Source organism: Undibacterium sp. KW1 (assembly GCF_009937955.1).
Taxonomy (GTDB): Bacteria; Pseudomonadota; Gammaproteobacteria; order Burkholderiales; family Burkholderiaceae_D; genus Undibacterium.
In genome coordinates, this window is sequence record NZ_AP018439.1 from 4045919 (window position 1) to 4064230 (window position 18312).

Here is an 18312-nt window from a genome sequence, read left to right on the forward strand (position 1 = left end):
CGCGGCGTATTCAATTTGCGTGGTGTGATTTTTATAGTCGGCCTTAAACTTAAACTGGACAACTATCTGTTCGGGGCTCTTTTATTCTTTCAGTTGAAATGCGGCAATTGCTGCCATTACCATGCTTGCTAGCCATACGTAATAGCCAGTTGCAGCAAGGTATGGAAATTCGCCTGCACTACCGACCGCGATCAACTTTCCAAAAAGAAAAGAGCAGGCAAGGACCAAGGAAAGAACCGCGAACACCACAGACTGACCTCTTGTCTCGTCCGTATGCTTAAACCAGGAGAGCCACAAGAGTAGATTGGCCAGCCAGGAAAAATGGCCAGCAAACAAACCTACAGGGCCAAGCAAGAATGCTTCCAGCCCGTAGTGCACCGACGTCTTTCCATAGTAATCAGTCGTGTATGCGGGGAGGGCCAGGCATGCGACAAACGCCGTCAAACTGGCCCTTAGCGACCAATATGATAAAGATTTTCGTGTGATCATAGGTTGAGGCACCAGACTTGCGATACCTCACTAATTTTAAAGCGTTACATTATAACTTAGCAAACCCTCATCAACCCAACATGCCAGGATTACCAGCGACGCCAATCAAACGTGGTGTATTCAGTTTGCGCGGCGTGATTTTTTTGTGGGTACGCAGCCATTGCGCAACCACGTCCCAGACTGGCTCACCTTTGGCACCTTCAGCCACTGGTGCCCAGCCAGCCACCTTATAGACTTTGCCATCTGCCAGAGGCTGGCCGTTCAGGCGCATGTCCTGTATGCGCTTGCCCATGGCGGCTGCTGGTTCTATGGCATAACTCAAACCACCAACGCGCACCATGTCACCGCCCTGCTGGTAGTAAGGATCAGGATTGAACAGGTTGTCGGCAACGTCTTCCAGTACGGTCTTGATGGCTGCGCCTGTCATTTCTGTGACAGTAGTGTAGGAATAAGTCGTGGCGGTCTGGTCCATCACATGTTCCATGGTGATGGCGCTATTCGGCAGCAGAGATGTACCCCAGCGGAAGCCCGGTGAGAAAGCGATTTCTGCATCCTTGACTTCCATGAGGGCATCGACAATCAACTGGTCAAAGCTGCCATTGAAATTGCCACGGCGATACAGCGCACCCTCGGTCACCGCCAGTTTTTCAGCCAGTTTTGCGCTGTAGGGTGCACGAATTTTTTGTATCAGTGACTGCATGTCGGCATCCGCAGGCAGGAAGTTGGCAAACACTGGCAGCAGCTTGTACTGGAAGCCCTGAATGCGCCCTTCTTTCACATCAAAATCAAGAACGCCGAGAAACTTGCTGTTGCTACCCGCATTGGTCACCAGGGTTTTGCCGCCGCCGTTTTCTACGATGACAGGTGCAGGCATGCCGTCGTGGGTATGCCCACCCAGAATGGCATCGATGCCGCGCACGCGTGAGGCCATCTTGAGATCCACATCCATGCCGTTGTGCGATAGGACGACGACGACCTTCGCACCCTTGGCACGAGCCGCATCGACTGTCTTTTGCATATTCTCTTCCTGTATGCCAAAGCTCCATTCGGGTACCAGATAGCGCGGGTTGGCAATGGGCGTATAAGGGAAGGCCTGGCCGATGATGGCGACTGGCACGCCATTCATTTCTTTCATGACAAAAGCTTCAAAGACCGGATCACCAAAATCGGTAGTCTGGATATTTTGCGCGACAAAATCGACCTTACCCTTGAAGTCATTCTCGACAATCTGCTTGACGCGCTTGTCACCGAGGGTCATTTCCCAGTGCGCCGTCATGACATTCACACCCATCTGCAGGCAGGCATCGACCATGTCCTGCCCCTTGGTCCATAGGGCCGTCGCCGAACCTTGCCAGGTGTCACCACCATCGAGCAAGAGCGCACCGGGCCGGTTGCCCTTGATGCGCTTGACCAAGGTTGTCAGATGCGCAAAGCCACCGACCTTGCCATAGGCTGCTGCCGCCTGTTCAAAGTTCAGGCAGCTAAAGGCATGGGCTTCAGGTGTATTGGGCTTGATGCCAAATTGCTTGAGCAAATGTTCCCCCACCAGATGCGGACTTTTACCAAATGCCGCACCTATGCCCAGATTGACACTGGGCTCACGAAAATACAGCGGCAACAACTGCGCATGACAATCGGTGAAATGCATGAGGTGCACATTGCCAAAGCGTGGCAAGTCGTAGAGCTTGTCTGCAGCAGGATTAGCGATGGCAGCCTGCGCATCTATCTGCATGCCACCTGCGGCGGCAATGGCCATTACTTGTAAAAAATCGCGACGATTCAGGCCCATGGTGATTTGCTTTCTGATTTTGGTGTTGCTTTGTCGTTGATTTTGACGTTGCTGTTGATTTTGATGTTGTCGTTGCTTTTGACTTTGGCAGTTCCGATGTGTCGATGCCTTTGCTGCGAGACAGAAAATGGAAAAAGAAAGGCCGCTGTTTGAGCCGCAGGCGAGTTTCGGACTTTCCCATTTTTTGACTTGCAGCAAAGGGAACCCCGAAGGGGCAGCGACGCCTCGGTCGCCTTTCTTTGATTCCTTTCTTTGGCGAAGCAAAGAAAGGGATTCGGCTGCCGGGCCGAAACCCGGCCTGGTTCTACGAAGGGCAATCGTCTTAATCAAAACACGGCACAGCATTGAACGTCACTGGATTCCTGCCTTCGCAGGAATGACGTCAATATAAATGCCGTTTATCAACCAAACCCCATCCCAACCTTCCCCCTTGAAGGGGAAGGAGAGCCCATTCACTTATTCACCGGCGATTCCCCATCCAGCAACAAAGCCATCACATCCTTCAACTGCGCCTCAGTCAATACCCCATTATGCCCAAACCTCGGCATACGGGAACAGGCGTTATAGGCCTGTGCGTTATACAGCTTGCCCCAGGTATATTTCACGATATCGGGGCCAGCACCACGCAGCTTGCCGTATTGGTATAGCGAAGGCCCGATATTGCCGAACGAGATTTCTGTCTTGCTCATCTGGTGGCAAGCATAGCAATTGCCGCCATTGACTGAACCCATCGCGTCTGAAGACTGCATGCCACGGCCATTCTGAGCGATTTTTTCGCCATTCTTCCAGTCGCCCATATACTGACCATCCGCCGGATATTTAACCGTCGTGAGTTGTGCCTGTTCGAGCTTCTTGGCTGGCTTGGCTTTCAGTCCTTGCGGGTTGGCGCTGCACAGGGCCTGGGCTTCGTCCTGTTGCACCATGCGCTCCATGGTAGCCGGGCCCTTGGCTTTGAAATCAGATTTCATCATTTCCAGTGCGGCTTTGGCATAGTCTGGTTCAGCAGCAGAAACCAGTGCCGTGCTACCGATGGCTAACAGCAAGATACTGATATGGCTTATGCGTGGATTTATGCGTAAATTTTTCATGCCTATCCCCTTAGCGTTTCAATGCAGGTGCATTCATGACCGCGCCATCGGCAGATTTTGCCAGGAACATGGTCAGTGCAGTGATGGTGTCTGACGCATAGTCAGGCACGGGGAAGCGTTGCTGGCGGAAACAGTCATTGAGTCTGTGCTGCATGGTCCTGACTTCACCTTGCGAAACGCGGTAAGCGGGCCAGGTTGAATAAGCTGCCTGGGCATTTTCCTTGTTGTTCAGATTCGGCAAGTCTTGCAGGCGTATGCGCTGGCCATCTGCCGAGTGGCAGGATGCACAGGAAAAATCGTGGGAACCGGCGCGGTAATAGAATATCTTCTTGCCGATTTCATAGGCCTGTTTTTCTGCCGGATGCTTGGTGCTGATCGCCAGTTTCATGCCGCGTGACTCTGCCGTCAAAAAAGACACCAGGGCTTCGATATCAGACGGGTTACCGGCAGAACCAAAAGGTGTTTTCACCGCTTGCTCACGTGTCAGACCTTGCAGATTCATGCGACAGTGCATGAGGCGCTGCTCCAGGTCCATGACCTTGTTGGTGTCTTTAAAATAGCGCGGCAATTCTGCATACGCACCCTTGGTCACGCCTGGGCCTTTACCCAGATCACATTGCTCCAGCGACGCCTGATTGGGGCCAAGCTTTTTTTGCCAGAGTTCCTGGCCGCGCATTTCCCATAATTCTGCCGGATTACCATCGGCCAGCATCTGGCGGTATTTGGCGATTTCTTCAGTTGCAGAAGTTTGAGAAGCGGCTTGTGCCTTCGCAGAACCAGACATTGCACACAACGCGACACAGACCGCTAGCGGCACGGCTTGCGCAAGTTTAAAGACAGCATATGACATAGTTCTTTCCTTTTCAGGCGATGACGGCTTCATCACTACGTTGATCACCCTTGTTGTCTGTCCAGGTAACCGATACTTTTTCTCCTTTAACACCGCCTTTGAACTTGAAGGACAAAAACGGGTCTTTGGATACAGAGGGGCCAAATTGCGCGTCCAGCACCAGCTTGTCTTTCCATTTTGCTTGCAGTGTCTTGATGAAATGGGCAGGAACAACTTTGCCTTCAAGGTCCTTGCGCTGACCTGTTTCCATATCGTGACGTATCAATACTTTTACCTCGACAGCTTCGCCTACAACTGCCGCCCGAATACGCATAGGATCGCCCATGATGTCTCCTTTTTTGCTAATTTTAAATAGATACTTGATTAAGACTGGTCAAGACCTGAAAGCTCACCACAGAGGCACGGAGACACAGAGGTGCACAGAGAAACCCGCTTGTATCTGCTTCTCCAGGCTTACGATGCATCACAGTAGCACCTGACCTGAAACTCTAAAAATTAACCGCCGCAACCACCCAGAGTAACCTTGATCTCTTTCGATGCAACCAGCCATTTACCATCGGCCCTCACCAGAGCATGCACATTCGACGTTTCGCCGACCTTGACACGTGTTCCTACCTGGGGTTCAGTACCTTCGGGTATGGTAAATGCTGCCGACATGGCATTTGGATTTTTTTCAATCAAGATCGCAATGTATTCTGTATTGGCGGCCTTGCTGCTGACGTTAACCTGAACCACGGCACCATTTTCTGCAATGTCCGGTGCGCCAATGATGACATCAGCACTGACAGCAGGGCTGCCCGCGCCCAACGCAGCAAACGCATCTTGCAGGCTCTTGGCTTCAAAAGCCTTGGCTTGCCATTCTGCAGCAAATACATCGGATGGTTTGAGCAGACCAGCGGCAAAGGCCAGGCCAAATACTGTGGATATGCGCAAAAAATCACGGCGTTGCTGGCCGTCATCGTTGATCTTGAATGCCTGCTTCATTACTGTCTCCTGAGTAAGCGTACTGCCGCTATAGTGCGAACTAAAAAAGTTTGATAAGCTTAACGCGAAATCGTTCCATCGATATGACAAAACTGAAAAAACCTTGCCGCTGCACGATGCTCACTGACGCATGACCCAGCCCAGCATGGTCTTGATGTCTGCATCCTTGATATGGCCTTGCGGTGGCATGGGGATATCGCCCCAGGCACCGCTGCCGCCCGTCTTGATTTTTTTGATCAGATTGGCTTCCGCATTGGCGTCACCCTTGTATTTTGCAGCGATCTGGGCAAAGCCGGGGCCCACTACTTTGTCCTTGACGCCATGGCAGGCCGTGCAGGCATATTGTTTGGCCAGTTTCAAACCTTCATCTGCGGCTGGCGCACTGACTTTGATGACGGCAGCCTTGCTCAGATCGATACCGCGCACGGCACCAATAGTACGGTTTTGCTCTACCGGGTTACCGTTCGCACTACGGGCAAAGGCTGGCAGTTCAGAAGTGATCTTGACTTCCTTCAGGCAGTCTTTCATGCAGGCAGTGTTCTTCACATCTGGCTTGCCGCTGGTTTGCCACAGACCATGTTTCTCTGTCATGCCATCACGGTTGGGCATGCGCTTTTGCACTTCGGCGATGTTCTCGTCCGACATGGTAAAGTCGTCAGCAACAACGCCTCCCAGGTTAAGAATATACGCGGTGACGGCATACACTTCATCGGTGGTCAGAGTCTTGGGTGCATTCCAGGGCATGGCGCGGTTGATGTAGTCCCACAAGGTAGAAACTGTGGCGACTTTCATCAGGGTGGTACGTTGCGGCTGGCTATTGCCCGTCAATGCAGCGACGCGGCCATTCTTGACATCGTCTTTTGTCGTGCCACCGACTATGGGTGTGAAAACCTGGTTCGATTCACCGAAGGTACCGTGACAGGAGGCACATTTGCCATCCCATACCTGCTGCCCCTGATCGACACTGCCGCGCCCTTTGGGCAAACCCCTGAAGTCGGGGCGCACATCAATGTCCCAGGCAGCGACTTCCTTAGGGGTCGCCGCACGGCCTATATTGCTATAGTCTGCAGCACTGGCGGCAAGACTGAAGCCAGCCAGCACAAGGACAGATAAAGACTTACGCAACTCAGGCCACTTGTACATTGCTGACCTCGCCGTCTTCATTGATTTTCCACGATTGAATAGCATTATTGTGATAAATCGATTTGGTGCCGCGCACTTCGCGCAACTGGTTGATCTTGGGTTGTACATAGCCGGTTTCATCTATCGCCCGTGATTGCAAGATCGCTGGCCCGCCATCCCAGTTCCAGTCCATGTTGAAGCGGGTCAGGCATTTGCCCAGTATTGGTCCCTCCAGCCTGGCGGTGCGCCAGCTACGGCCACCGTCAGCAGAGACATCGACACGCTTGACCTTGCCACGGCCTGACCAAGCCAGGCCGGTGATATTGTGAAAACCTTTTTCCAGCAGCATCTGCCCGCCAGAAGGTGTGGTGATGACGGACTTGCATTCTTGCACCGAGGTATATTGCCTGTGCAGGCCGCTGGGTTGCAGGTCTATATAATGTATCGCTTCATCCTTGGCGGCCCAGGGCTGGTCACCAACTTCGATACGGCGCAACCACTTGACCCAGGACACCCCCTGGACGCCGGGTACGACCAGGCGCAGCGGATAACCATTTTCTGGCCGCAGCATTTCACCGTTCATGGCATAGGCAACGATAACATCATCCATGGCACGGGCGATATCGATGGTGCGCGTCATGGCGGAACCATCGCCACCTTCGGCCAGGACAAATTTGGCTTTCTTGCGGTCTATACCACAATCATCGAGCAGGACAGACAAGGGCACACCTGTGTATTCACAACAGCTCAGCATGCCATGGGTGTATTGCACGGTCGGCACGGCGACATTACCCCATTCAGTCGCGCTGTTCGCACCGCATTCGATGAAGTGCATACGTGATACTGAAGGCAGGCGCATGAGGTCATCCATGGTATACACCTTGGCTTCGCGTACCAGGCCATTGATCATGAAGCGGTGTTGTGCAGGGTCGATATCTATCCAGCCCTGATGGTGGCGTTCAAAATGCAGGCCATTCGGTGTGATGATGCCAAAGAAGCCCTGTAAGGGTGCGAACGACACGGAAGCCTGTGGCACCCGTGTGAGACCAGGTGACTGGCGGCGCTGCAGATTACTTTCAAACTTGGATGGCTGGCCATAGCCCTGCATGACAACCGGGTTGCCGAGTGTCTTGGCCTGATCCTGCAAATTCAGTATCAGCGGGTCGCCATCATCTTCAGGCATGCTGCCAGGTCTGGCCATGGCTGCACCGCTTGCCAAGGCTGCCGTGGCGGCTGCAAAGCTCTTGCGCAAGAAGCCGCGACGCTCATCATTCAAGCCTTGCTCAGTAATGGCCTCGCGCAATGGTGCATCCAAAAAATTCTCGGGTGCACGGCGCAAAAGACCGGACTTTTTTATCTGGATAGACATGAGACTGAAACTTTCCAATGAGATACTGGGTTCATGCTGCGCCTGTATGCTGCCACCATCCGTACTATCAGTGACAGCATAGTTTATTCTCCAAGCACAGTTTTCACGATCTGTTTTTGATCAAGCTCAAATAATACTATTTGCGCATATAATTAAATAAGGAAGGATAAAAGGCAAATACTTTCTTTTGTGCAATGCACAAATGAAAAATCCCTGGGCTTGCAAAGCTGCTTTCGTGATAAATTCTTGCTCTCGCATAAGCATGCAAAATCAGCAAGATGAGCCAGAAAAAACTTTTACCCATATCGCCTGTAGCAATTCTTCTCTTTGTGCTGATATTGGCGGGCTGGACTTGCTCTGTCCTGTATTTCGGAAAATCTTTTTTTGCCTCGCAAAAATCCGTACTCCTGCCGCAGTTGGGTGCGGCAACCGGGGAGCTGTTCACCAGCCATGAATGGTGGCGTTTGCTGGTCTCGCAATTCCTGCATGTACATTTCCTGCACATGCTGTTCAATGCCTTGTCCATACTCATCATTGCCAGCAGCCTGGAAAGGGCAAGAGGCTGGCTGGCCCTGCTGGCGATTTACTTCATTGGCGGCCTCACCGGCCAAGCTGCCAGCGTCTGGCACTACCCTGCACTCGTCACCGACGGTGCCTCACAGGCGCTGATGGCCTTGTGTGCAGGCGCGTTGGTCTTGCAGCCACGCAGCAAAGTGACCTGGTTTGCCGGCCTGGTAGTCGCCATACAAGTAGCGCTGGATGTGCATGCGATAGCAGCTATCAAGGCCGGGCATTTGTATGGGTTTGTTGCGGGATTATTGGTCAGTCTGCTGATTGCACTGCGACAAAAAAATCAACTTGCAAAAGAGAATGCATCCTTATGATGAGACCGCATGTGCCTTTGCTGGCAAACCAAACCTACCCACCATAAATTCTATAAACGTAGAAAGCTTGGGCGTGGGCTGCCTGTCGCGAGGATAAAGCAAATGCATGGGGCGTGATGCAGGCAGGTAGTCTTCCATCAGTGGCACCAGTCTGCCTGCAGCAACTTCACTGGCGAGCAGCAGTTCAGATTGCATGACGATACCGAAACCCGCCACGGCAGCACTCTTCAAGGCCTGGCCATTATTCGAACGCAGGCGGCTGACGGGGATGTCCGTGACATCTTCGCTCAGACGCCAGCGCACATGCTTGTTCCAGTGTAAAAAATCCAGGCATTCATGCGCTGTCAGATCGGCAGGTTTAAGCGGTATGCCCTTGCGTTGCAGGTAAGCAGGCGCGGCACAGATCATCATGCGGTAAGGCCGCAACGGGCGGGCAATCAGAGTGGAGTCTTCCAGCCTGCCTATGCGTATGGCGGCATCATAGCCATCTTCGACCACATCCACCAGTCTGTCATTCATGTGCAGGTCGGCGCGCATCTCGGGATATTGCGCGAGATAATCAACCATGGCCGGGGCCAGCAATTCACTGCCAAAGGTCACGGGGGAGGTGATCTTCAGCACGCCACGGGCACCGCCACGCATCCTGGCGGCACCGGACTCTGCCTCACTGATCTGCGCCAGTATGGCCCGGCATTGCTCGGCATATTGCAAACCCAGCTCGGTCAGACTCTGGCGGCGCGTCGTGCGTGTCAACAGACGCGCAGCGAGCAGTTCTTCCAGAAACTGTATGTGTTTGCCGACCATGACAGGCGAGATTTCGCACTGCGCTGCGGCAGCCGTAAAACTGCCTGCATCGACAACGGCGACGAATACTTCCATGCTGCGCAATTTATCCATTGCTTACCTCAATTACTAACCATGAGTTTGCAATATATGCTTTTCCTAGATATTTATCCACATTAAAAATCGGAGGATACTTAATTCCTGAAACACAGCTCCAGAATTATGTAAATTCATGCAATCACCACGAAAGGAACAAACCATGAAACTCATCATCATCGGTGCCAACGGCACAGTAGGCAGCGCTATCAGCAATGAACTCGGTGCCCGTCATGAACTTATCCGCGTTGGCAAGAGCAGCGGTGACATACAGCTGGACATCAGCAGTAGCGAACAGATACAGGCACTGTTTGCCCACACTGGCAAGGTCGATGGCGTGGTGGTCGCGGCAGGCCATGTGCATTTTGCCCCATTGGGTGAAATCGAAGAACAGCACTATCATATCGGCCTCAACAGCAAGCTCATGGGCCAGGTGAATGTTGCGCGCATTGCCCAGGACTATCTGCATGATGGCGGCTCTATCACGCTGACCAGCGGTTTCGTCGGCGACATACAAATACGTGCTGGCGCGAGCGCTGCGATGGTCAATGGCGCCATCGAAGGTTTTGTGCGCGGTGCAGCAATAGAATTGCCACGCGGCTTGCGCATCAATGTTGTCAGCCCCGGCTTGCTGGAAGCCTCGGTCGCGGCACTGGGCAGCTTCTTCCCTGGCTTTGAAGCAGTATCCGCAAAACGTGTGGGGCTGGCCTACGCCAGGAGCGTGGAAGGGGCGCAAACCGGGCAGGTTTACGCTGTGCGCTAGGTAGGCAGGACTTATCAAAAAAATAGCGCAAAACAGCGATTACCAGTTAGCATGGCCCTGCAACGCCGCTGGCAGCAATGCGTGCCAGCGGCCATCATCCATGCGACCGGGAGTGCTACCTTGAATAATGAAAACTTTGATGCCCCCATCTTCATAGAAGATGGGCCTTATATAGACTTGCTGCCCGGCGTATATCCTTACCTGTATAACGAGCGCGGTCACTGCAGACAATTGCGCCAGGCTTTTGGCACCGAGATCAGCATCGCCAAAGATAATCCCGATCTTGAGCTGGGTACAAAATACAAGGGCATCAGCCACCAGCCCAAGACCATACCGAATGATGGTCACCCTTACCAGATTACCGAGTTCAATTTCAAGGTGGCAGAAGTCCATTACGAAGCAATCACCGCCACCAGGGAAAGCGTGCAGGCCTTTGGCATGACCCTACTGAAAAGCGGTGAATGCCTGCGCTTTGAATACGATGGCATGATCATGGCCCAATACACGTATGGGAAATGGGCAGGTCACCAGTCCCCCTACATAGGAGGCCGCCGGCGGCGCGAGTTGCTGACCCATAATCCCACTGACCTTGAGTTCCATGACTTTCCTCACATCTTCTTTTCGCAGGATGACTTACCCCTGGTCATCAGCGTGGCACGCTGGCGCCCCTATGTGCAGGAAATCTCGCTGGCAGACCTGTGGGTGGCACCAGGTGATGCCATCGTCCTGCCACCGAAGACCAGACCAGCGCCACCTAAAGGGCAACTGTCAGAAGAACAGGCCAGGCGCATCATCATAGACCTGCACGGCAACCGCAATTCTGCCCTCGCTTGCTGGGGTAGTGACAAAGCCGCACTGACGACAACGACTGTACTGGGTAATGCTCACACCATGGAAACCCGTGCGCCGAATTACCATGAAGAGCAGCATCCCAGCAAACACCCTTACCCTGGCAGCAGACTCGCTGGGTGATGACATCGGCCTCATCGTATCGAGCGGAATACGGTATGAAGGGCCGGGGTTTTAGCGCATCGCTTTCAAACCTATCCTTTTCCCAAACCCTTGATCTCCGGGTGCTACTTGCGCTAGCATCTGTATTGCGAAGGCTCAGACTGGGCTTCCTTCTACAACCTGAAACAGCCCGGTCGATTTCCTTCGCAACTTATTTCTTCACCTGATTTCATATCAGGGATACTTTGTTCATCAGCGGAAGGTGGCTCGGGCCCTCTTCCGTTTTTTGTTGGAAGCGTGCATGACTTTGCCATTTTCTGCGACACAGGCTTTACTGCTCAGAAGAAAACATCTGGTTTTTGTAGAAGCAGGCACAGACGCCAGCCTGCTGCCAGAATCCCATCTGCAAGCTTTTGAAATCAATCTGGCGAAACTGGGTTATGCCGTCTCCACCCGTCTGCGTCTGGCCTTGCAAAGCCAGAGTGCCAATGCACTGACGCAGATCCAAAAGCATGTATGGAAAGTTTTACTGGAAAAGGTCGGCGGTAACCAGCAGTTGATGCCGCAATTTCGTCGCTTCCCTGAAGATGTGCCCGTAGATACGCATGCACTGTGGCGTCAACGTGTGCTCAGCCACTTCCTGCAACTAGCTGATCAGCCCTGTCTGTTCTGTTCACAAACTGGCAGCACACATGTATTGGCGCCATGTGAGCATGTGGCATGCAGTCATTGCTATGATGGCAGCAATTATTCTGCCTGCCCCATCTGCGGCCAGCAAACAGAGTCGTCAGCATTCTTCAAGCCAGCCCTAGCACGCCAGCAGCCAAAAGAAAACATTATTTTCAAGCTGCTGGATCTGGGCCAGGATGTAGATGCCGCAGCAAAAGAACTCTTGCACAGCCTGTGCGAGCGCAAACAGGCCATGTCTCCAGTGGACAAGGACGACTTCACCGCCATCGTGCAAGAGTATGGGATGGCAGTCATACCATGGTTGCCGGAAGTAATACCTGTGCGTGAAAACATTGCCCTTTTATTTGGCAACTTGTTGAAGCAATGTGAGCCTGCCCTGGTCATGGATGCAGCAAAATCGTATATCAGCACTGCCACCGATGTGCTGCGCCTGATCGCAGCCTATTCGGGCGCTGACCCCGCCTTACAGGGCCAAACTGTTTACCGGCAACTCGCCATTGCAGAAATGCGTGGTGTCAAAAAATACCGGTTATGGTTTGAATCCAGCCACTGGCTAGCCTGGGCCAAACGCCACACCCATATGCAAGTCACCCGGCTGGTCAAACGCTTTAAAGTTGCCAAACTGAGCCGCCCACTACGCAAGTCGCTTCTAGGCTTCATGGAAAGCCTGCGTCCTGATTTGCTGACTGAAGACATGCTCAGGCACAGGTCGTATTGGGTATGGATGGGCGAATTCCTGCATCCGCATGAATACAAAAACCGCTACCCTCAGGTGGCAGCCGCCTTTACCATCATCCGCAAAAAATCTGCCGACGGCACGCCAGCGCCTGCCTTCCAGACTTTTTACGGTAAGCTCGAAGCCAGCCTGCGCCTGGGCGATGCAGGCACCATGGCTGGATTGCTGGCGCAAAGGCCGGGTGAACTTGCGCGCCGCCTGGATTTACTATTGCGAACTGCGGGTACCGATGAAACGGCACTTGCCCAGGTCAAGTCTGCTTTTCAGAAGGCACTGCCGCAATTTGCCACACCAGTGCTGCTCACTTTACTGGCTCACCTGCCAGTCAGGAGACAAGCTGTAAAAACCAGGATATATTGGCCCAAGGGCCAGGTTGCCAAAGCAGTGTTTGCACCTGAGACCAGAGCAAACCTGGACGCAAATACCATAGTAGAAATAGTCACCGCGCTGGAAGAACAACTCATGCAGCGCTTTGCTGCAAAACCCCACTATGATCAATTCATCATAGACCGGGCATTACAAGACATCATCGTACCTTTCAATGAGAGAACTGCCAGCAAATCAGCGATCAGCCTGCCGCGCGGCTCCAGCATTGCTGTCACGCCAGAAAAAACAGCACGCCTGTTTTTACACTGGTGCCAGCCTGAGAACAATGCCAGCCGTACTGACCTCGATTTGTCAGTCGGTTTTTATGACACTGACTGGCAGTATCAGGGAGTTTGCTCTTATTACCAATTGCAGTTGCAGAGCAAAAATGGCCAGCATATCGCCAGCAGTTCTGGCGATATCACCAGCGCCCCCTTCCCTGATGGCGCCAGTGAATTTGTCGATGTCGATCTTGAAGCAGCCCAACTGCAAGGCATACGCTATGCAGTGGTGGTCTTGAATAATTATTCAGGTATGGCTTTTGAAGACCTGGAACGTGCCTATGCTGGCATCATGTTCAGGGACGATGTTCAAGGGCATCATTTTGACCCGCGCACGGTCGAGCTCAGGTTCAATCTGCAAGGGGCCAATGGCATCTTCCTGCCCATGGTCATCGACCTGCAAGAGGCGCGCCTGCACTGGCTGGACATGTATTCCACAGGCATGTTCGCCATGAATAATGTCGCCAGTTCAAACAATGCCATCACCACCATTTGCCCCGAATTGATCGCCTACTTTGCCAGCGGCACGCGTCCATCCATGTATGAGCTATGCCTTCTGCATGCTGCCTCGCGTGGCCAGGAAGTGCTGTTGCGCGGCAAGGGCTTGCAGCGTTTTATACGTGCAGAGAACGAAACCAATGCGGCATTTCTGGCACGCTTGCGACGTGAATCTGGTCAGCAGTTACTCGCAGATGCATTGCACTTTGAGTGCAGCATTTTTGCAGCCCTGTATGAAGGTAACCTGCCCTTGCCCGAAGGCAGTGCAATCTTTGCCCTGAAACCTGCAGCCATCACAGGAAATCTGGCTGCCAGCGATCTGCTAAGTTGAGCTTGCGCTGACAGCTGACAAGGGCTCATTCATCATTGAGTCCCTTGCCATCCAATATCTGTGGAATCGCTTTTTCCACTCTTGATTCGCGGGTCTTGGATTGCTTGGCGGCTGAGAAATGCAGCAGGTATGCTCTTTGTCGTCCAGGTGTCAGGGCTTCAAACGCTTTTTTCAAAGCGGGCATGCTGTCAAGTTTGATCTGGAATTCTTCAGGCATATTAAATTCTGTCGTCTTTTTGAATTCCACCTTCAGCCCGGCTTTTTCTACTGCAATCGCATCCTTGATATAAGCTTTGATTGCAGTTTTTTTCTTGCTGATTTCATCAACGCTGGTGAACCGAAGTTGCCTCGCCGCCTGGGTATTCTCGGTCTGCTGTACCAGCAAACCCTTGCTGTCTTTTAGCAGCGCTCCCTTGAAAAACAGCAGGGCAGCATATTCCTTGAAGACATGAATGAGGACGATATTTGTATCCTCATGCGTATAGCAGGGGTTGCCCCACTTGAATTCTTCAGTCAACAGGCATTCCAGGACTATGCTGCGCAATTGCGCGATTTCTTCTTTCCAGGTCTCGGCTTTGCTGACGTAGGCATCAACTTTGGGGTTCATATTTTCTCGCAGATAAAATATGCAGCATGGCTCACATAAAATTATGGCTCACCACTTAGGCGTAATCCGCTCACCTGGCAAGACTTCATAAGGATGTGCCCAGCCCGGCAAGGCACGCAAGCGGTCCAGCCAGGCGACGATGTGCGGGTAGCGGTCTGTCAGCTTGTAGCCACTCTCTTCTTCAGGATAAAACAGGTAGGAACTCAGGGAAAAATCAGCGATGGTTGGTGCATCGCCGACCAGGTATTCTCGGCCTGCCAGATGTTTGTTGACAATAGTGAAGGCATTGTCGATGCGCCCCAACAGCCAGGCCTGGACAGCCGGATCGGGGGCAGCGGGACCAAAGGATTTATTGAAGCGGTAGCTGGCAAAATAGCTGGTGAATTTGTGGTTATCAAATAAAAGCCAGCGCAGCACTTCGAGCTTTTCATCTTCATTCTTGCCGCCAAAAGCGCCATGCTTATTAGACAGGTAGCTGAGGATTACGCCAGACTGTGTCAGCCTGCGTTCGCCGTCTTCAAGTATCGGCACCTCCCCCATTTCATTGGCTTGCTCGCGCCATTCATTGCTGCGGGTAACGCCCTGGAACATATCGACAAAGGCGTTCTCAAAAGGCTGGTTCAGTGCGCGCAGCAGGAAAGCGACCTTGAAGGAATTTCCTGACTGGCAGAGGCTATACAGTTTGTACATGATGCTTGTCCTCGGATGGGAAGGGAACAGGCATCTTACCAAGATTTAGCGAATGTGCATAATCGCAGCAATCATGCTCCCATCGCCTTCAAGAAAACTTCGGTTTGTGTATCTGCCGGATAAAACAATTCCACGCACAGTTCATGCAGGGTGATGTCGCGCGGGCTGCCAAAGGTGGTCAGGGTCGTGAAGAGCGAAAGTTCATGGCCATGCAGCTCCATGATGCAGGGTATCAGCAAAGAAGGTTCTGTCGCTTGCGTGACGGGTGTTTGCTGTTTGAGGGCGATGACATTGGGATAGGCATGCACTTCTTCCACCAAGGCGATGATGGCTTCATCGCGAGCACTCAACATCAGCCTTTGCAGGACTTGCAAAAGATAGCTACCCCATTCTGCAAAGTTTTTAGTGAAAGCCGCAAAGCCTTGCGGATGCAGACTGGCTCTGAAAATATTGATTTCCGGCCCCAGTAATTCTGGCGGCAACAGGCTCATGAGTTTTACAGCCGCACTGTTATGCAAGACCACATTCCAGTGCCTGTCCAGCGCGACGCCGGGGTAAGGGTCATGGGTATCGAGCAGTCGCTGCACTGCAGCCTTGGCCTGCGCCATGCGGGCCGTATCGAGTCCCTGTTCGCTATAGCGCGGTGCATAGCCTGCTGCCAGCAGCCAGGTATTACGGGCACGCAGGGGTACATCAAGCTGGCTGGCGATGCTCATCAAGAGTTCTGCGCTGGGGCGTGAACGGCCAGTTTCTACAAAGCTCAGGTGACGTGGCGAGATATCGATGTCCAGCGCCAGCTCCATCTGGCTTATTTTGCGTTGCGTGCGCCATTCACGTATCAGGGTACCGACTGGTGCCTCCGTCTGTTCTGCTGTCGTCGATGTGAGATGAGCCATTGCGCTTCCCTTAAGAAATATGGATACCTGATGCATTATCCCTGCCCTGTTGCATGAGCACCATTACCTGTCAGGTAATCGACTCGCTGCAAATGTAGAGCGAAACTGCAATCCCCTCAACTGTTTTTGGAGATACATCATGTCAACTGCTTCTAATGCATCTGCTGCCGTTAAATTGCATGCCCCTGCCCTGTCGCTGCGCACCATACTGGCACTGGATGCCATCACCGGCCTTGCCATGGGCTTGCTGCTGGTTGCCACGTCTGGTCTGTTGTCTGGCCTGCTGGGCTTGCCCAAAGACTTTTTGTTCATGGCAGGTGCCAGCCTGTTCCCGGTTGCTGCACTGGTGGGTTTTACCAGCCGTGCCGGTGGCGAAACAAAGCCGCCTGCCCCACTGGTATGGATCGTCATACTCGGCAACCTGGGCTGGGTCATCGCCAGCATATTGACGATGGAAGTCTGGTTTGAACCCAGTATATTGGGATTTGTTTTTGTCAGTGTACAGGCACTGGTGGTGCTGGCTTTCAGTGTGCTGGAATATCGTGGGCTGCGCAATTAAGGCCTTGGTGCTTGGTAATGAGGGGCAAGCCTGGCTTGTCTCTTACTTCTCAAGCAAGATTGCCGGAATTGCAATATACTAAGACACTTACTTAGTCCCATTTTGCTATTGATCTTAAGCCTGCAATGAAACTAGCTGCTCTCAAAAAATTATGTGCCGGTTATGCTGGCGCCAGCGAAAAACTACACGCAGCTCCCAGTAATGTGCTGGCCTATAGCGTGGGTGAAAAATCCTTTGCCTACTTCAAGACCAGCGAGCCTGAGCGCTGGCGTTTCAGCATACGGGTGACACCTGCTCGCTTTCTTGAGCTGACTGATATGCCGGGCGTAAAACCGGCGCGGTATATGGGACGATTTCATTGGATCACCATCGTCGCTGTCGAGCAATTTCCTGAAGAGTATTTGCGGGAATTGCTGGAGTATTCTTATCAAAAGGCTTTGTCGGGCTTGACGAAGAAAAAGCGGGACGAGGTTTTGGTGGGTGGTGCAGATTGAACTGTACGCCCATTTAGTGCCGACAATGTTTAAAGTTTTTTAGTCGCAATTATCACGTTGCTTCTGATAAGCCATATTCGTGTTAACGTCATTCCTGCATGCTTTTGGTTGAAATCTAGAAGGTAGGCGCTTCAGTGGCATTCTTAACATACTGCAAAGTACATTACCATCAGAATTGCATGCGGCTACGAACTTGATTCTAAAATGTCTTCTCACGTGATCGACGATTGCTGGTCGGGGGTAGCCCGACAGCTACATACCTTTCTTGCGTCGCCAAGAAAGGTATGCCAAAGAAGGCGCCCCAGGCGTCGTCGCCCCCTAAAGGGGGTACCCGTTTATGCGGTACAAAAAATGGGAAGATCCGAAACTCGCTTCGCTCAAACAGCGGCTCTTCTTTTTCCATTTTCTGTACCGCACAAACGGCGCCGACACATGGGAACTACGAAAATCAAAAGCAACATCAACACAACCTGTAATCATATTGCGAACTGAAGACAATGTTCGTCGTAGTTAAGAGAACCTTAAACCGTCTCCAAATCGTTTGCCCTCACCTCACTCACCGGCATAATCACACACCGCAAAAACATCTTCGCTGCATCCTCATGCGCGAGTAAATCCTGCAATTCTGCCGGTATCTGCGTGGTAAAGGCAAAGCCTGATCTGGTATGCATGCCAGCTTCCCGCTCTGTCCACAGCAGTTGTATCTGGCAATCGCCCAGTGCCATGTCAAGTTGGGCTTCATCTGGTAAAAAACTCAGTTGATACTGACCAGGTGGCATTTCGGATTCAAGCTCAGTCAGCACCTGCAGGCCACCTGTGCTGAGATTGACCAACAGGGCTGGCAGGGCATCGGCATGCTTGGGGGAGTTGAATACCCAGACCGGGCGTATCTCGTGGGTACCGAGGGGAACTAAGAAGAATTGCACGCGTTGGTGGCGACGGTTTTCAGATGGATTCATGGCATCAATGATCAGTTCAGGTGGAGGAAATTTCTGT

General features: G+C 52.5%; 19 protein-coding genes. 6 read left to right on the plus strand and 13 right to left on the minus strand.

Features of this window, described 5'->3' with window-relative positions:
* Positions 1-81: 81 nt before the first annotated feature.
* The 8 genes from UNDKW_RS18030 to soxC form a co-directional block, all read right to left on the minus strand.
* Positions 82-489, minus strand: coding sequence for a hypothetical protein (locus UNDKW_RS18030; protein WP_162059812.1), 408 nt, complete (start codon positions 487-489; stop codon positions 82-84).
* Positions 490-559: 70 nt separating this feature from the next.
* Positions 560-2272 (minus strand): thiosulfohydrolase SoxB, encoded by a 1713-nt coding sequence (soxB, locus tag UNDKW_RS18035; RefSeq protein WP_197893208.1) that lies wholly within the window; start codon positions 2270-2272, stop codon positions 560-562.
* 458 nt (positions 2273-2730) lie between these two features.
* Positions 2731-3366 carry a sulfur oxidation c-type cytochrome SoxX gene (gene soxX, locus UNDKW_RS18040; protein ID WP_162059814.1) on the minus strand — a complete coding sequence of 212 codons (636 nt, stop codon included), beginning with the start codon at positions 3364-3366 and terminating at the stop codon, positions 2731-2733.
* A gap of 10 nt (positions 3367-3376) precedes the next feature.
* Positions 3377-4216, minus strand: coding sequence for a sulfur oxidation c-type cytochrome SoxA (gene soxA / locus UNDKW_RS18045; RefSeq protein WP_162059815.1), 840 nt, complete (start codon positions 4214-4216; stop codon positions 3377-3379).
* A 13-nt stretch (positions 4217-4229) separates the two neighbouring features.
* Positions 4230-4541 carry a thiosulfate oxidation carrier complex protein SoxZ gene (soxZ, locus tag UNDKW_RS18050; protein ID WP_162042322.1) on the minus strand — a complete coding sequence of 104 codons (312 nt, stop codon included), beginning with the start codon at positions 4539-4541 and terminating at the stop codon, positions 4230-4232.
* A gap of 170 nt (positions 4542-4711) precedes the next feature.
* The gene (gene soxY, locus UNDKW_RS18055; RefSeq protein WP_162059816.1) at positions 4712-5200 is read right to left on the minus strand and encodes a thiosulfate oxidation carrier protein SoxY; all 489 of its coding nucleotides are present in this window, start codon (positions 5198-5200) and stop codon (positions 4712-4714) included.
* 120 nt (positions 5201-5320) lie between these two features.
* Complete coding sequence (locus UNDKW_RS18060; protein WP_162059817.1) at positions 5321-6343, minus strand: c-type cytochrome; 1023 nt, start codon at positions 6341-6343, stop codon at positions 5321-5323.
* A complete protein-coding gene (gene soxC, locus UNDKW_RS18065) occupies positions 6327-7691 on the minus strand; it encodes a sulfite dehydrogenase (protein WP_162059818.1) in 1365 nt (454 codons plus the stop codon). The genes UNDKW_RS18060 and soxC overlap by 17 nt, the downstream gene beginning before the upstream one ends.
* A 278-nt stretch (positions 7692-7969) precedes the next feature.
* Between soxC and UNDKW_RS18070 the strand changes: the two genes are divergently transcribed.
* On the plus strand, positions 7970-8575 hold the full coding sequence (locus UNDKW_RS18070) for a rhomboid family intramembrane serine protease (RefSeq protein ID WP_162059819.1): 606 nt from the start codon (positions 7970-7972) through the stop codon (positions 8573-8575).
* Here UNDKW_RS18070 and UNDKW_RS18075 read toward each other — a convergent pair.
* Complete coding sequence (locus UNDKW_RS18075) at positions 8570-9472, minus strand: LysR family transcriptional regulator (RefSeq protein ID WP_162059820.1); 903 nt, start codon at positions 9470-9472, stop codon at positions 8570-8572. The two genes, UNDKW_RS18070 and UNDKW_RS18075, sit on opposite strands and share 6 nt — an antisense overlap.
* Before the next feature lie 145 nt (positions 9473-9617).
* On the opposite strand from UNDKW_RS18075, the gene UNDKW_RS18080 reads away from it, so the two are divergent.
* From UNDKW_RS18080 to UNDKW_RS18090, 3 genes are all read left to right on the plus strand, one after another.
* Positions 9618-10217, plus strand: coding sequence for a short chain dehydrogenase (locus tag UNDKW_RS18080; RefSeq protein ID WP_162059821.1), 600 nt, complete (start codon positions 9618-9620; stop codon positions 10215-10217).
* 51 nt (positions 10218-10268) lie between these two features.
* Positions 10269-11189, plus strand: a complete 921-nt coding sequence (locus tag UNDKW_RS18085) for a hypothetical protein (RefSeq protein WP_232063035.1) — start codon at positions 10269-10271, stop codon at positions 11187-11189.
* Between the two features lie 280 nt (positions 11190-11469).
* Complete coding sequence (locus tag UNDKW_RS18090) at positions 11470-14070, plus strand: MXAN_6230/SCO0854 family RING domain-containing protein (RefSeq protein ID WP_162059822.1); 2601 nt, start codon at positions 11470-11472, stop codon at positions 14068-14070.
* 25 nt (positions 14071-14095) lie between these two features.
* Here UNDKW_RS18090 and UNDKW_RS18095 read toward each other — a convergent pair whose 3' ends face one another.
* The 3 genes from UNDKW_RS18095 to UNDKW_RS18105 form a co-directional block, all read right to left on the minus strand.
* A complete protein-coding gene (locus UNDKW_RS18095; protein WP_162059823.1) occupies positions 14096-14677 on the minus strand; it encodes a YdeI family protein in 582 nt (193 codons plus the stop codon).
* A 48-nt stretch (positions 14678-14725) separates the two neighbouring features.
* A complete protein-coding gene (locus tag UNDKW_RS18100; protein ID WP_162059824.1) occupies positions 14726-15367 on the minus strand; it encodes a glutathione S-transferase family protein in 642 nt (213 codons plus the stop codon).
* Positions 15368-15438: 71 nt separating this feature from the next.
* Positions 15439-16263 (minus strand): helix-turn-helix domain-containing protein, encoded by an 825-nt coding sequence (locus tag UNDKW_RS18105; protein ID WP_162059825.1) that lies wholly within the window; start codon positions 16261-16263, stop codon positions 15439-15441.
* A gap of 139 nt (positions 16264-16402) precedes the next feature.
* On the opposite strand from UNDKW_RS18105, the gene UNDKW_RS18110 reads away from it, so the two are divergent.
* Both UNDKW_RS18110 and UNDKW_RS18115 read left to right on the plus strand, forming a co-directional pair.
* On the plus strand, positions 16403-16822 hold the full coding sequence (locus UNDKW_RS18110; RefSeq protein ID WP_162059826.1) for a hypothetical protein: 420 nt from the start codon (positions 16403-16405) through the stop codon (positions 16820-16822).
* A 125-nt stretch (positions 16823-16947) separates the two neighbouring features.
* Positions 16948-17316, plus strand: coding sequence for an MmcQ/YjbR family DNA-binding protein (locus UNDKW_RS18115; protein WP_162059827.1), 369 nt, complete (start codon positions 16948-16950; stop codon positions 17314-17316).
* 521 nt (positions 17317-17837) lie between these two features.
* Here UNDKW_RS18115 and UNDKW_RS18120 read toward each other — a convergent pair.
* Positions 17838-18275, minus strand: coding sequence for a PilZ domain-containing protein (locus tag UNDKW_RS18120; protein ID WP_162059828.1), 438 nt, complete (start codon positions 18273-18275; stop codon positions 17838-17840).
* Positions 18276-18312 lie beyond the last annotated feature (37 nt).